This window comes from Microbulbifer litoralis (genome assembly GCF_023634065.1).
GTDB lineage: Bacteria > Pseudomonadota > Gammaproteobacteria > Pseudomonadales > Cellvibrionaceae > Microbulbifer > Microbulbifer litoralis.
This window is the reverse complement of sequence record NZ_JALKCV010000024.1, coordinates 1-12,896: the sequence shown is the minus strand read 5'-3', so window position 1 is coordinate 12,896 and position 12,896 is coordinate 1. Positions and strand designations below refer to the sequence as shown.

Genomic DNA, 12,896 nt, shown 5'->3' with positions numbered 1-12,896 from the left:
ATTAATGCAACTGTACTTTTATCCATAGATTTATATGCTTTACTTGAAGGAATCTTGTTATTATGAGCGGTATATTGTAGCGCGTCATTAGCGTAAGATTCTGCGCCACCCTCGACTTCACTCTGCTTCACATCATCCTCATGCCCGGATAGGGCCAAACAACATCCAGCAACCGCCGCAAACCCGCATAGCTAAACTCCCTTTGCATGAGCCTGATTATTTTTTATACGCGCAAGCAGGCCAAAATTCACTCCTCCCCACGCCTGCCGATTTTAGGCACTTTTTTGATCAATGAAATAGCGATTGCCAGAGATGGCCCGGAAAGGCTGGACCCTTAATCTCAAGGGCGTTTCACGGAGTGCACATAAATGAAGGGGAGTGACAAGGCGGTTCATACCCCAAAAGTGCCCAAAATGCACTAGCGGCGGGCCTTTCCGGATAGGTAAGTGGTTCGGTGTCGCTCTTGAGTGACCGTCGGGTTTCGGTCTGGCGTGGACACTTTGTGGACACACATACAAGAAGGGCCTAGCTCCGGAGAGCTAAGCCCTTGTTTTGTTTGGCTCCGCCTGCTGGGCTCGAACCAGCGACCCATTGATTAACAGTCAATTGCTCTACCAACTGAGCTAAGGCGGAATCGTTTGTTTCTGTTCGGTCCGGCCTGTGTGCCGTCCCGTTCAGATGGCGCGTATAGTATAGAGCACCTCCCTGTGGGTCAACCCCTTTTTTGCACTTTAACTGATTGATTTGTCAGGCATTTATTTTTGCGGCCGGTTTGCGCAAAAAGTCGCCAGGGGCGATGACTGGCGGGGCATTCGCCGCTGCGGTGCGCGCTATTTGTGGCCGGGGCGGGGAGGTCCTACAATCGCTGATTGCTTTAATTGACGGTATTGGCGGTAAGCTTTTATGGAGTCGCGTCCTTTCCAGGTAGTGTGCAAATACAAGCCGGCCGGCGATCAGCCCAAGGCGATCGAGTCGCTGGTCGAAGGGGTGGAGGATGGCCTCAGCCACCAGACGCTGCTCGGGGTTACCGGCTCCGGCAAGACCTTCACCATGGCCAATGTTATCGAGCAGGTGCAGCGCCCGGCGATCGTGATGGCGCACAACAAGACCCTGGCGGCGCAGCTGTACGGGGAGTTCAAGGAGTTCTTTCCCAAGAACGCCGTCGAGTACTTCGTCTCCTATTACGACTACTACCAGCCGGAAGCCTATGTGCCTTCTTCCGATACCTTTATCGAGAAGGATGCGTCGGTCAACGAGCATATCGAGCAGATGCGGCTGTCGGCCACCAAGGCGTTGATCGAGCGCCGCGATGTGATCGTGGTGGCTACCGTGTCCGCGATCTACGGCCTGGGCGACCCGGACAAGTACCTGAAGATGGTGCTGCACCTGGACCGCGGCGACCTGGTGGACCAGCGCACCATCCTGCGCCGCCTGGCGGAACTGCAGTACACCCGCAACGATACGGACTTCCGTCGCGCCACCTACCGGGTGCGCGGCGATATCATCGATATCTACCCCGCGGACTCGGACCTGGAGGCGGTGCGCCTGTCGCTGTTCGACGAGGAGATCGAGGAGATCACGCTGTTCGATCCGCTCACCGGTGAGCAGATCCAGAAGGTGCCGCGGATCACCATCTTCCCGAAATCCCACTATGTGACGCCGCGGGAGACCATCGTCAGCGCCATCGAGCGGATCAAGGAGGAGCTGCAGGTCCGTCTCAAGCAGCTGCGCGATAACGACAAGCTGCTGGAGGCCCAGCGCCTGGAGCAGCGCACCCGCTACGACCTGGAGATGATGCAGGAGCTGGGCTACTGCAACGGCGTCGAGAACTATTCCCGCTACCTGTCCGGGCGCGATCCCGGCCAGCCGCCGCCCACGCTGTTCGATTACCTGCCACACGACGCCATGCTGTTTATCGACGAGAGCCACGTCACCGTGCCGCAGATCGGCGGTATGTACCGCGGCGACCGCTCGCGCAAGGAGACGCTGGTGGAATACGGCTTCCGCCTGCCGTCGGCGCTGGACAACCGCCCGCTCAAGTTCGAGGAGTGGGAGCAACTGGCGCCGCAGGCGATCTTCGTCTCCGCCACGCCCGGCCCCTACGAGGCCGAACACGCCGGCCAGGTGGTGGAGCAGGTGGTGCGTCCCACCGGCCTGGTGGATCCGGAGGTGGAAGTGCGCCCGGCGTCGACCCAGGTGGACGATGTGCTGTCGGAAATCCACCGCTGCGTGGATGCGGACCAGCGCGTGTTGATTACCGTGTTGACCAAGCGCATGGCGGAGGACCTGACCGAATACCTGGGCGAAAGCGGCGTGCGCGTGCGCTACCTGCACTCGGATATCGACACCGTTGAGCGGGTGGAGATTATCCGCGACCTGCGTATCGGCGAGTTCGATGTGCTGGTGGGGATCAACCTGCTGCGCGAGGGCCTGGATATGCCCGAGGTCTCCCTGGTGGCGATTTTCGACGCGGACAAGGAGGGCTTCCTGCGCTCCGACCGCTCCCTGATCCAGACCATCGGCCGCGCCGCCCGCAACCTGCAGGGCAGGGCGATCCTGTACGCCGACAAGGTCACCGATTCGATGCGGCGCGCGCTGGACGAGACCGGCCGCCGCCGCGAGAAACAGATGGCTTTCAACGCCGAGCACAACATCACCCCGCAGGGCATTCGCAAGAGCGTCGCCGATATCATGGAGGGTGCCATTGCCCCCGGCGTTCCCAAAGGGCGGCGTAAGGTCGCCGAAGGCAAGGGCGCCTACAAGGTGGACGAGAAGCCGCTGTCCGACAAGCAGCGCTGGGCGCGGATCGAGGAGCTGGAAGAGCAGATGTACCAGCACGCCAAGAACCTCGAGTTCGAGGCCGCCGCAAAAATCCGCGACGAGCTGGTGAAGCTCAAGGAGGGGCAGTAGCCGATCGGCGGCCCCTCTGCCCAAACCCTCTCCCGGCGGGAGAGGGAGTCGGGTGCGCCGTGCGCACCGTCTATTTATTGTCGCTCAACCGCGCCAGCCGTTCAGGAGCGGGCCCCCCTGGACCCCGGCGGCCGGCCGGACCTTCCCGCTGTCGCCGGCCCGCTTCAAAAGCACCAGGCTGCCGATAATCACCACCATTCCGACCAGGTGGTAAACCGTAAACGGCTCCCCCAGCACCCACGCCGCCGCAATCAGCGTAACCACCGGACCGCTGGTGCCCACGGCGCCGGTGGCCGCCGACCCGATGCGCTCGATGGCCGCGCTCATCATCAGCGACGGCACCACGGTGCAGACAAAGGCCACAACCAGCGCGTAACCGTATACCGGCAGCGGCTGGTCCAGCCGCGATGCATTCCCCTGCAGCGCAAAGTGCACGGCGATCGCGATACTGGCCGCCATCATTGCCAGCGCCGTGAACTGGCGGCTGCCCAGGCGTTTGATCGCGCCCTCGCTGAAGGTCACATAAATGGCAAAGCTCAGCGCGGCGAGCGCCGTCAGCAGGGCGCCCCAGGTGATCGGCTGCAGCGGCACCGCGGGCGGCGCTGCGGCATCGGTGCCGAACGCGGTATCCTGCCAGTAGATCAGGAAAATCCCGCAGTAGGCGCCGAGGATGCACAGCAGCTGTTTCGGTGCCACCGGCTTGCGCAGGAAAATCCACCCCAGGAAGAGCACCATGGTCGGGTAGAGGTAGAGAATCAGGCGCTCGAAGTTGGCGCTGATATAGCGCAATCCGTGCAGGTCCAGCAGGCTCGCCAGGTAATAGCTGCAGAATCCCAGCACTGCGGTGGTCGCCAGCAGCGGCGGCGACACCGGGCGCCATTCGCCGCCGCGTTTCAGCAGCGCCAGGATCGCCAGGTAAAACGGCAGTGCCAGCAGCATGCGCAAAAGGATGAAGGTTTCCACATCCACGCCATGGCGGTAGGCGAGCTTGATAAAAATGGCCTTGATGGAGAAGAGGCCCGCGGCGGCGAAGGCGAGGAGGTAGCCGTTGCCGGTCGGGGCGGCGAAATGCCGGGTGTTCACGGTAGTCCCTTTTTTGTCGGTGCCGGGCCGAAAGGGATGTTGGACAACAGCCTTCCAGCGCGGCTGTTGTCGTTGCGGGTGAGGTTGAATCTCAGGCAGTCGACAGCAGGCCGGTGCAGCGAATCAGCCACACTAGCGATGCGAAAATCTTTACTGCTTTGTTCGCGATCATGTCTGCCGGATTGTCCGTTCGGGGTCTGATGAGATTCACGGCCATTAGGCCATACGGGCTTCCCGCTGTCCATGACTGGCTGGTTTTGCCCGGTTCTCCGGGGTGTGCCCGGTGAGGGGGCCGCGCCGGCCACGGCCCGGTAGCGGTATCGGGTGCCGGGATGGCGGCGCCGGTTTGCCCGGCTGCGGCGTCGATAAAAATTCCACCGGCAATGTTTACTAAGTTGTTGAAAACACTGAAAACCGGTGCTAAAGTTCGCGCTCTTCGCAGCAAGGGGGTTCCCCCAAAGCGGCAAAGGTTTCAGACCCGTAGCTCAGTTGGTCAGAGCGCTGCCTTGACATGGCAGAGGTCAGCGGTTCAAGTCCGCTCGGGTCTACCATTTACCCAGGCTTTGCACTCCGGCATTTCACCGTCCTGCAAAGTTGCCTCGATAAGATTTCCCGTTACTTGTTCGAGGCTTGCGCCGGCGCCAACTGCGCGGCGCCCGGTCAGACACATTGGTTCACGCGGTCTTTGGTAGGGATCGCCACTGATAGAAAAGGAAGTACAATGCCCGTTGTCACTCTCCCCGACGGTTCCCGTCGCGAATTTTCCAATCCCGTTTCCGTACACGATGTCGCCGCCGATATCGGCCCCGGCCTGGCCAAGGCCGCGCTCGCCGGTGTGGTGGATGGCAAGGAAGTCGATACCAGTTTTGTGATCGACCGCGATACCGAACTGGCGATCGTGACCGACCGCCAGCCGGAAGGGCTGGAGATCATCCGCCACTCCACCGCCCACCTGCTGGCCCAGGCGGTCAAGCAGCTGTACCCGGGCGCCCAGGTCACCATCGGCCCGGTAATCGAGGACGGCTTCTATTACGACTTCGCCTACGAGCGCCAGTTTACGCCGGAAGATCTGGAGAAGATCGAGCAGCGCATGAACGAGCTGGCCAAAGAGGATATCCCGGTCAGCCGCCGCCTGATGCCGCGCGACGAAGCCGTCAAATACTTCCGCGAGCAGGGCGAGGAATACAAGGCGAAGATCATCGCGGATATCCCCACCAATGAGGATATCTCCCTGTATCGCCAGGGCGACTTCGAAGACCTGTGCCGCGGTCCGCATGTGCCCTCCACCGGCAAACTCAGGGCCTTCAAGCTGACCAAGGTGGCCGGCGCCTACTGGCGTGGCGATGCCAACAACGAGATGCTGACTCGCGTCTACGGCACCGCCTGGAGCAACAAGAAAGACCTCAAGGCCTACCTGCACCGCATCGAAGAGGCGGAAAAGCGCGACCACCGCAAGCTGGCGAAAAAATACGATCTCTTCCATATCCAGGAAGAGGCGCCCGGCATGGTGTTCTGGCACCCGAATGGCTGGACCATCTACAGCACCATCGAGCAGTACATGCGCCAGCGCCAGCGCGACTACGGCTATAAAGAGATCAAGACGCCGCAACTGGTGGATTTCAGCCTGTGGGAGAAATCCGGCCACGCGGACAAGTTCGCCGACGACATGTTCTCGCTCACCAGCGAGGAGCGCCAGTTCGCGATCAAGCCGATGAACTGCCCCTGCCACGTCCAGGTGTTCAACCAGGGCCTGCGCAGCTACCGCGACCTGCCGCTGCGCCTGGCGGAGTTCGGCTCCTGCCACCGCAGCGAGCCGTCCGGCTCCCTGCACGGCCTGATGCGCGTGCGCGGCTTCGTGCAGGACGACGGCCATATCTTCTGTGGCGAGGGCCAGATCCAGTCGGAAGTGTCCGATTTCATGGAGCTGCTGCACTCGGTCTACAAGGATTTCGGCTTCAACGAAGTCATCTACCGCCTGTCCACCCGCCCGGAAAAGCGTGTGGGTTCCGACGAGAGCTGGGACAAGGCCGAGAAGGCCCTGGCCGACGCGCTGGACGCCGCCGGCCTGCCGTGGGAAGAGCTGCCGGGCGAGGGCGCCTTCTACGGGCCCAAGATCGAGTTCTCCCTGAAGGACTGCCTGGGCCGCGTCTGGCAGTGCGGCACCATCCAGGTGGACTTCTCCATGCCGGGCCGCCTGGACGCCCAGTATGTGGCGGAAGACGGCTCGCGCCAGACCCCGGTCATGCTGCACCGCGCGGCGCTGGGCTCCTTCGAGCGCTTTATCGGTATCCTGATCGAGCACTACGAGGGGGCCTTCCCCGCCTGGCTGGCGCCCCAGCAGGTGGCGATCATGAATATCACCGATCGCCAGGCCGATTACTGCCGTGACCTGGAGCGGCGTCTCGGTTCTCTGCAGTACCGCGCTGCAGCTGACTTGAGAAACGAGAAGATCGGCTTTAAAATCCGCGAGCACACGCTACAGCGCGTTCCTTATCTGCTGGTGATCGGCGATAAGGAAGTAGAGAACCAGACGGTCGCCGTGCGGACACGCAGCGGTGAGGACCTGGGAACCATGACCTTCGAGTCGTTCCTGGACATCCTCAAGCGGGACGTGGATCGCCGCGGCCGTTTGTCTATTGAAAATTCTTAGTTTACGTATTACTTGTTGGCAACTGGGAGACCAAAGCTATTAAACGAGACAACAAGGGACGGTCCAAAAAGGCCCGCATCAATGATCAGATCGAGGCGAGCGACGTGCGCCTCATTGGCGCCGATGGCGAACAGGTAGGCATTGTCTCCCTGGATGAAGCGCTCGAGTCTGCGCAGAAGGCCAATCTGGATCTCGTTGAAATTGCGCCGGACTCCGATCCGATAGTCTGTAAGATCATGGACTACGGCAAGCACATTTTTGAAGCCAAAAAGGCCAAAAATGCTGCCAAGAAGAAGCAGAAGCAGCAGCAGATCAAGGAAATGAAGTTCCGCCCCGGTACCGATATCGGGGACTACCAGATCAAGCTGCGCAACCTGACTCGCTTCCTGGAGGCGGGCGACAAGGCCAAGATTTCCCTGCGCTTCCGCGGCCGGGAAATGGCGCACCAGGAACTGGGTATGGAAATGATGCAGCGCATCGAGAAAGACCTGGAAGAGCTGGCCATCGTCGAGCAGCGGCCGAAGATGGAAGGTCGCCAGATGATCATGGTGATGGCGCCGAGCAAGAAGAAAAAGTGAGACCCGGGTAGCAATACCGGGGTTTCCCTTGACCTGAACCCGCAACTTCATGAAGTCGCGGATTCAGGTTTAAGAGAAGCGGTTGGGCGACGGCTGCCTCCCCGCTCTCATAACGCCACCGTTTGCGGTGGTTAACCAAGATACCTGTTCACACAGGTCCATTTTTACTTTGGAGTACAAAATGCCGAAAGCAAAGACTCATAGCGGCGCCGCCAAGCGCTTCAAGAAGACGGCTGCGGGCTACAAGCACAAGCACGCCAACAAGAGCCACATCCTCACCAAGATGACCACCAAGCGTAAGCGTCAGCTGCGCGGCACTCAGGTTATGAACAAATCTGACGCCACCCTGGTCGATCGTATGCTGCGCGCCAAGTAATTGGCCCCTTCGCACAAGAGTTAAGAGGATAGAGTTATGGCCCGTGTAAAACGTGGTGTAGAGGCGCGTCGTCGTCACAAGAAAATTCTGAAGCAGGCTAAAGGTTACTACGGTGCGCGCTCGCGCGTCTTCCGCGTAGCCAAGCAGGCGGTGATCAAGGCCGGCCAGTACGCTTACCGCGACCGTCGCGTCAAGAAGCGCAACTTCCGTGCCCTGTGGATCACTCGTATCAATGCCCAGTCCCGCGCTGAAGGCCTGTCCTACAGCCGCCTGATCGCCGGCCTGAAAAAGGCCGACATCGCCCTGGACCGCCGTGTCCTGGCGGACCTGGCGGTATACGACAAAGCCGCTTTTGCTGCCGTGGTTGAGAAAGCCAAGGCAGCCCTGGCAGCCTAAGTTGCCGCTTCAGTTGCAAAGGTGTCGGTGAAATTCACCGGCGCCTTCAGACTGGACACGAAAATAGGGAAGGGCTGTAGTGGCCCTTCCCTATTTTTTTATGCGGTCGTCCGCTAAACGGGCGGCGGCAACGAGATAAAATGGCCCGTGCGTCCTATCTTTCACAGGGCGGGTCCACCAAGAAAAACTGAATGTAAACGGGAACAACTCGATGCAAGATCTGCAGTCCCTCACTGACCAGGCGCTGGAACTGGTAGAGAAGGCCGACGAACTGGCGGCGTTGGACCAGGTGCGCGTGGACTACCTGGGCAAGAAAGGCCAGATCACCGCGCTGCTGAAGGGCCTGGGCAAACTGTCTGCCGAAGAGCGCCCGGCGGCCGGTGCCAGAATCAACGAAGCCAAGCAGCAGGTGCAGGACAAGATCAACGCGCGCCGCACCGAGCTGGAGCAGGCCGCCATCAACGCCAAGCTGGCCGAGGAGACCATCGACGTCACCCTGCCGGGCCGCGGCGAGGACCAGGGTAACCGCCACCCCATTACCCGCACCCTGAAGCGCGTGGAGGAATTCTTCGAGCGCATCGGCTTCACGGTGGAGAAGGGCCCGGAAGTCGAGCAGGACTACTACAACTTCGAGGCGCTCAATATCCCCGCCCACCACCCGGCGCGGGCCATGCACGATACCTTCTATATCGACCCGACCACGGTACTGCGCACCCATACCTCCTCGGTGCAGATCCGCACCATGGAAAAGAAAGAGCCGCCGCTGCGCATTATCTGCCCCGGCCGCGTCTACCGCTGCGATTCCGACGTGACCCATTCGCCCATGTTCCACCAGATCGAGGGCCTGGTGATTGGTGAGGACATCAGCTTCGCGCACCTGAAAGGTTGCATCGACCAGTTCCTGCGCGCCTTCTTCGAGGCCGACGTGCCGGTGCGTTTCCGCCCGTCCTACTTCCCGTTCACCGAACCCTCGGCGGAAGCGGACATCCAGTGCACCGCCTGCGGCGGCGAGGGCTGCCGCGTCTGCTCCGGCACCGGCTGGCTGGAAATCCTCGGCTGCGGCATGGTGCACCCGAACGTCTTCGCCGCCTGCGATATCGACAGCGAAAAATACTCCGGCTTTGCCTTCGGTATCGGCGTAGAGCGCCTGGCCATGCTGCGCTACGGCGTCAACGACCTGCGCCTCTTCTTCGACAACGACCTGCGCTTCCTGAAGCAGTTTTAATGCTCGGGACTCGGGACTCGGGACTCGGGACTCGGGACCGCGGAGCTCCAGCTCGGCAAGCGGGCCGCAGGCCCGCCGTAGGAGCCTGCCCTGCAGGCGAAAAAGGTCGAACAGAACGATAAGCGCTAAACCAGCGCTACCAAGGAACAACGAGACAGCACTATGAAATTCAGCAACGCCTGGCTGCGGGAATGGGTAAACCCGCAACTGACTGCACAGGAACTCGCCGACCAGATCACCATGGCCGGCCTGGAAGTAGACGGCGTGGAACCGGTCGCGGGTGAATTCACCGGCGTGGTGGTGGGCGAAATCCTCACCTGCGAACAACATCCGGACGCCGACAAGCTCCGCGTCTGCACCGTCGCCGGCCACCCGGACGGCGAAATGCAGGTGGTCTGCGGCGCCCCCAACGCCCGCACCGGCATCAAAATTCCGTTTGCCTTAGTGGGCGCCAGACTCCCCGGCGACTTCAAAATCAAAAAAGCCAAACTGCGCGGTGTAGAAAGCAAAGGCATGCTCTGCGCCCAGACCGAGCTGGAACTGGGTGAAGACAGCGCCGGCATCTGGGAGCTGCCCGAAGACGCCCCCACCGGCAAAGACCTGCGCGAATACCTGCAGCTGGACGACGTCGCCATCGAAGTGGACCTGACCCCCAACCGCTCCGACTGCCTCGGCATCGCCGGTATCGCCCGCGAAGTGGGCGTCCTCAACCGCTGCCCGGTGGAAGGCCCGGAAATCGCCCCGGTGGCCGCGCAGATCGACGACAGCCTGCCGGTCTCCCTGGCCGCCGGCGATGCCTGCCCGCGCTACGTGGGCCGCGTGATCCGCAATATCGACGCCAGTGCCACCACGCCCCTGTGGATGCAGGAGCGCCTGCGCCGCGCCGGCCTGCGCGCCATCGACCCGGTGGTGGACGTCACCAACTACGTCCTGCTGGAACTGGGCCAGCCGATGCACGCTTTCGACCTGAACAAGCTCAGTGGCGGCATCAAGGTGCGCATGGCAGAGCAGGGCGAGGCACTGACCCTGCTGGACGGCCAGGAAGTGAAGCTGCAGCCCGACACACTGCTGATCGCCGACGACGACAAGCCCCTGGCCATGGCCGGCATCATGGGCGGCCTGGACTCCTCGGTGACCGAAGGCACCCGCGATATCTTCCTCGAGAGCGCCTACTTCAATCCGCTGGCCATCGCCGGCAAGGCCCGCTCCTACGGCCTGCACACGGATTCCTCGCACCGCTTCGAGCGCGGCGTCGACTACCACCTGCAAGAGAAGGCCACCGAGCGCGCCACGCAGCTGCTGCTGGAGATCGTCGGCGGTGAACCCGGCCCGGTACACCTGCGCGAGCTGACCGAAACCATGCCCGCCGAGCGCCATATCACCCTGCGTCGCGCCAGGGTGGAGAAGGGCCTGGGTATCTCCCTGGCCGACGACGAGATCGTCGATATCATCACCCGTCTGGGGCTGGAAAAGATCGACAGCGACGCCGACGGCTGGACCTTCCTGGTGCCCAGCTTCCGCTTCGATATCGCCATCGAGGCCGACCTGCTCGAGGAGCTGGCGCGCGTCTACGGCTATAACCGCATCCCCAGCGAGAGCTTCGGCGCCGAACTGGCGATCGAGCCCCGCGCCGAAAGCCAGGTCGACGAAGACGCCCTGCAGGACACCCTGCTGGCGCGCGGCTACAGCGAGGCGATCACCTTCAGCTTTATCGATAGCGACACCTCGGCGCTGTTCGACCCCAAGGCCGAGCCGGTGGCACTGCAGAACCCCATCAGCGCCGATCTGGCGGTGATGCGCACCTCGCTGCTGCCCGGCCTGTGCAAGGCCCTGCAGTACAACCTCAACCGCCAGCAGCCCCGCGTGCGCCTGTTCGAGACCGGCCTGCGGTTCGTTCCGCGCGGCGAACCGTCGGGCGGCGCTCCGTCCGGTGGTGAGGCCCTCAAACAGGAGCCGATGCTCGCCGGCCTGGCCTACGGCCCGCGCTACGCCGAGAACTGGACCGGCGGCAAGGACTGGGTCGACTTCTACGATGTGAAGGCCGACGTAGAGGCACTGCTGACCCACTATCTCGGCGGAGGTGCAGCCGCTGGCGCCGAAAGCGAGTTCCGCTTCCAGGCCGGCGAACACCCGGCGCTGCACCCGGGACAGTGTGCCCGCATCCTGCGCGGCGACACCGAGGTGGGTGTGCTGGGTGCGCTGCACCCGCAACTGCAGAAAAAACTGGACCTGCCCAAAACGGCTTTCGTGTTTGAGTTGAGCCTGGAAGCCCTGGGCGAGACCCGCGTACCAGCCCTCCAGCCGCTGTCCAGGTTCCCGGAAGTGCGCCGCGACCTGGCCCTGCTGATCGACGCCGATGTCCCCGCCGCCAGCCTGGTGGAAACCGCCGTCGAGACTGCCGGTGAAACCTTGACGGACCTCAAGATTTTTGACGTCTATCAGGGCAAAGGTATTGATTTCAATAGAAAAAGTGTTGCTTTGGGCTTGACGTTTCAGCATCCCTCGCGCACCCTTAACGACGAAGAAATCAATGCCGCGGTAGATGCGGTGGTCGGTACACTAGAACAAAAATACAACGCCAGCCTGCGCTGATAGGGAGCAAGATGCTCCGGGATGCAGGTTGTAGGCATCCCGAGAGCGTCTGCTACCGGGTTGAAAGCCGCCGCGGTTTGGGCCGCTTCCGATCCGGAGTCGACGCCTCTGAATCAGTTGGTAGGAACCAATGACAGAGGCACTGACCAAGGCCGGGCTCGCCGAAAAACTGTACGAAGAGCTGGGCTTTAACAAACGCGAAGCCAAAGAGATCGTCGAATACTTTTTCGAGGAGATCCGCAACGCGCTCGAAAATAACGAGCAGGTAAAGCTGTCCGGTTTCGGCAATTTCGACCTGCGCGATAAAAGCCCGCGCCCCGGCCGCAATCCCAAGACCGGGGAGGAAATTCCCATTTCCGCCCGCCGCGTGGTTACCTTCAAACCGGGACAAAAACTCAAGGCACGAGTAGAAGAAGATGCTGGAAGCCAGTCACAATAGCGAACTGCCCACGATTCCCGGCAAGCGCTATTTCACCATCGGAGAGGTGAGCGAGCTCTGCGCGGTAAAACCGCACGTGCTGCGCTACTGGGAACAGGAGTTCCCGCAACTGAGCCCCGTCAAACGTCGCGGCAACCGCCGCTACTACCAACACCAGGACGTCATCCTGATCCGCCAGATCCGCGCGCTGCTGTACGAAGAGGGCTACACCATCGGCGGCGCCCGCCTGCAGATGGAAACCGGCAGCCAGAAGGCCGAGAGCGTGCAGCTGCAGCAGGTGTTGCCGCAGGTGATCGCGGAGCTGGAAGGGGTGCTGACACTGCTCGAAACCTGAGCGGGTAGGGCACCCGCAACAGGGTTCCAAAAAGGCGCAAATCCGGGCTTGCAATCCCGCCCCACTTCGGTATGATTTGCGCCTCATCGCAATGCGATGTCTCCTTATAAATCAAGCACTTAGCGCCTATCCAGGCGATCAGAAGAGTGGTTGGTTTAGCCTTTGTCGGGGTGTAGCGCAGTCTGGTAGCGCACCACACTGGGGGTGTGGTGGTCGTCGGTTCAAATCCGGCCACCCCGACCATTTCAATCTCTATCCTCTATCCTCTATCCTCTATCCTCTATCCTCTATCCTCTATCCTCTATCCTCTATC

At 61.5% G+C, this 12,896-nt stretch carries 11 protein-coding genes and 3 tRNA genes; 12 read left to right on the top strand and 2 right to left on the bottom strand.

Features of this window, described 5'->3' with window-relative positions:
• Nucleotides 1-206: 206 nt before the first annotated feature.
• The gene (locus tag MWN76_RS21100) at nt 207-338 is read left to right on the top strand and encodes a hypothetical protein (RefSeq protein WP_284500781.1); all 132 of its coding nucleotides are present in this window, start codon (nt 207-209) and stop codon (nt 336-338) included.
• 219 nt (nt 339-557) lie between these two features.
• Here MWN76_RS21100 and MWN76_RS20600 read toward each other — a convergent pair.
• Nucleotides 558-633, bottom strand: a tRNA-Asn gene (locus MWN76_RS20600).
• 270 nt (nt 634-903) lie between these two features.
• On the opposite strand from MWN76_RS20600, the gene uvrB reads away from it, so the two are divergent.
• Nucleotides 904-2,910, top strand: a complete 2,007-nt coding sequence (uvrB, locus tag MWN76_RS20595) for an excinuclease ABC subunit UvrB (protein ID WP_250465035.1) — start codon at nt 904-906, stop codon at nt 2,908-2,910.
• An 84-nt stretch (nt 2,911-2,994) separates the two neighbouring features.
• Here uvrB and MWN76_RS20590 read toward each other — a convergent pair whose 3' ends face one another.
• Nucleotides 2,995-3,993 carry a DMT family transporter gene (locus MWN76_RS20590; protein ID WP_250465032.1) on the bottom strand — a complete coding sequence of 333 codons (999 nt, stop codon included), beginning with the start codon at nt 3,991-3,993 and terminating at the stop codon, nt 2,995-2,997.
• 474 nt (nt 3,994-4,467) lie between these two features.
• Here MWN76_RS20590 and MWN76_RS20585 point away from each other — a divergent pair.
• The 10 genes from MWN76_RS20585 to MWN76_RS20540 all read left to right on the top strand — a co-directional run bounded on the left by MWN76_RS20585 (nt 4,468) and on the right by MWN76_RS20540 (nt 12,826).
• Nucleotides 4,468-4,544 (top strand) — tRNA-Val (locus MWN76_RS20585).
• A 170-nt stretch (nt 4,545-4,714) separates the two neighbouring features.
• Nucleotides 4,715-6,643 carry a threonine--tRNA ligase gene (gene thrS / locus MWN76_RS20580; protein WP_250465030.1) on the top strand — a complete coding sequence of 643 codons (1,929 nt, stop codon included), beginning with the start codon at nt 4,715-4,717 and terminating at the stop codon, nt 6,641-6,643.
• Between the two features lie 38 nt (nt 6,644-6,681).
• Nucleotides 6,682-7,221 carry a translation initiation factor IF-3 gene (gene infC, locus MWN76_RS20575; RefSeq protein WP_345780085.1) on the top strand — a complete coding sequence of 180 codons (540 nt, stop codon included), beginning with the start codon at nt 6,682-6,684 and terminating at the stop codon, nt 7,219-7,221.
• A 181-nt stretch (nt 7,222-7,402) separates the two neighbouring features.
• Nucleotides 7,403-7,597, top strand: a complete 195-nt coding sequence (gene rpmI / locus MWN76_RS20570) for a 50S ribosomal protein L35 (RefSeq protein WP_250465026.1) — start codon at nt 7,403-7,405, stop codon at nt 7,595-7,597.
• A 36-nt stretch (nt 7,598-7,633) separates the two neighbouring features.
• Complete coding sequence (gene rplT, locus MWN76_RS20565) at nt 7,634-7,993, top strand: 50S ribosomal protein L20 (protein ID WP_020413350.1); 360 nt, start codon at nt 7,634-7,636, stop codon at nt 7,991-7,993.
• A 211-nt stretch (nt 7,994-8,204) separates the two neighbouring features.
• Nucleotides 8,205-9,218: a phenylalanine--tRNA ligase subunit alpha gene (pheS, locus tag MWN76_RS20560; protein WP_250465024.1), complete on the top strand. Its 1,014-nt coding sequence runs from the start codon at nt 8,205-8,207 to the stop codon at nt 9,216-9,218.
• A gap of 162 nt (nt 9,219-9,380) precedes the next feature.
• The gene (pheT, locus tag MWN76_RS20555) at nt 9,381-11,810 is read left to right on the top strand and encodes a phenylalanine--tRNA ligase subunit beta (protein ID WP_250465022.1); all 2,430 of its coding nucleotides are present in this window, start codon (nt 9,381-9,383) and stop codon (nt 11,808-11,810) included.
• Nucleotides 11,811-11,940: 130 nt separating this feature from the next.
• Entirely contained in the window at nt 11,941-12,249 is a 309-nt protein-coding gene (gene ihfA / locus MWN76_RS20550) for an integration host factor subunit alpha (protein ID WP_250465020.1), read from the top strand.
• Nucleotides 12,227-12,583 (top strand): MerR family transcriptional regulator, encoded by a 357-nt coding sequence (locus MWN76_RS20545; RefSeq protein ID WP_250465018.1) that lies wholly within the window; start codon nt 12,227-12,229, stop codon nt 12,581-12,583. Before ihfA ends, MWN76_RS20545 begins: the two co-directional genes overlap by 23 nt.
• Nucleotides 12,584-12,749: 166 nt before the next feature.
• Nucleotides 12,750-12,826: transfer RNA gene (locus MWN76_RS20540), tRNA-Pro, on the top strand.
• Nucleotides 12,827-12,896 lie beyond the last annotated feature (70 nt).

Coding starts and splice junctions, on each gene's coding strand:
- MWN76_RS21100 (WP_284500781.1), top strand. CDS start 207: ATGAGCCTGATTATTTTTTATACGCGCAAGCAGGCCAAAATTCACTCC.
- pheS (WP_250465024.1), top strand. CDS start 8,205: ATGCAAGATCTGCAGTCCCTCACTGACCAGGCGCTGGAACTGGTAGAG.
- ihfA (WP_250465020.1), top strand. CDS start 11,941: ATGACAGAGGCACTGACCAAGGCCGGGCTCGCCGAAAAACTGTACGAA.
- rpmI (WP_250465026.1), top strand. CDS start 7,403: ATGCCGAAAGCAAAGACTCATAGCGGCGCCGCCAAGCGCTTCAAGAAG.
- pheT (WP_250465022.1), top strand. CDS start 9,381: ATGAAATTCAGCAACGCCTGGCTGCGGGAATGGGTAAACCCGCAACTG.
- rplT (WP_020413350.1), top strand. CDS start 7,634: ATGGCCCGTGTAAAACGTGGTGTAGAGGCGCGTCGTCGTCACAAGAAA.
- uvrB (WP_250465035.1), top strand. CDS start 904: ATGGAGTCGCGTCCTTTCCAGGTAGTGTGCAAATACAAGCCGGCCGGC.
- thrS (WP_250465030.1), top strand. CDS start 4,715: ATGCCCGTTGTCACTCTCCCCGACGGTTCCCGTCGCGAATTTTCCAAT.
- MWN76_RS20545 (WP_250465018.1), top strand. CDS start 12,227: ATGCTGGAAGCCAGTCACAATAGCGAACTGCCCACGATTCCCGGCAAG.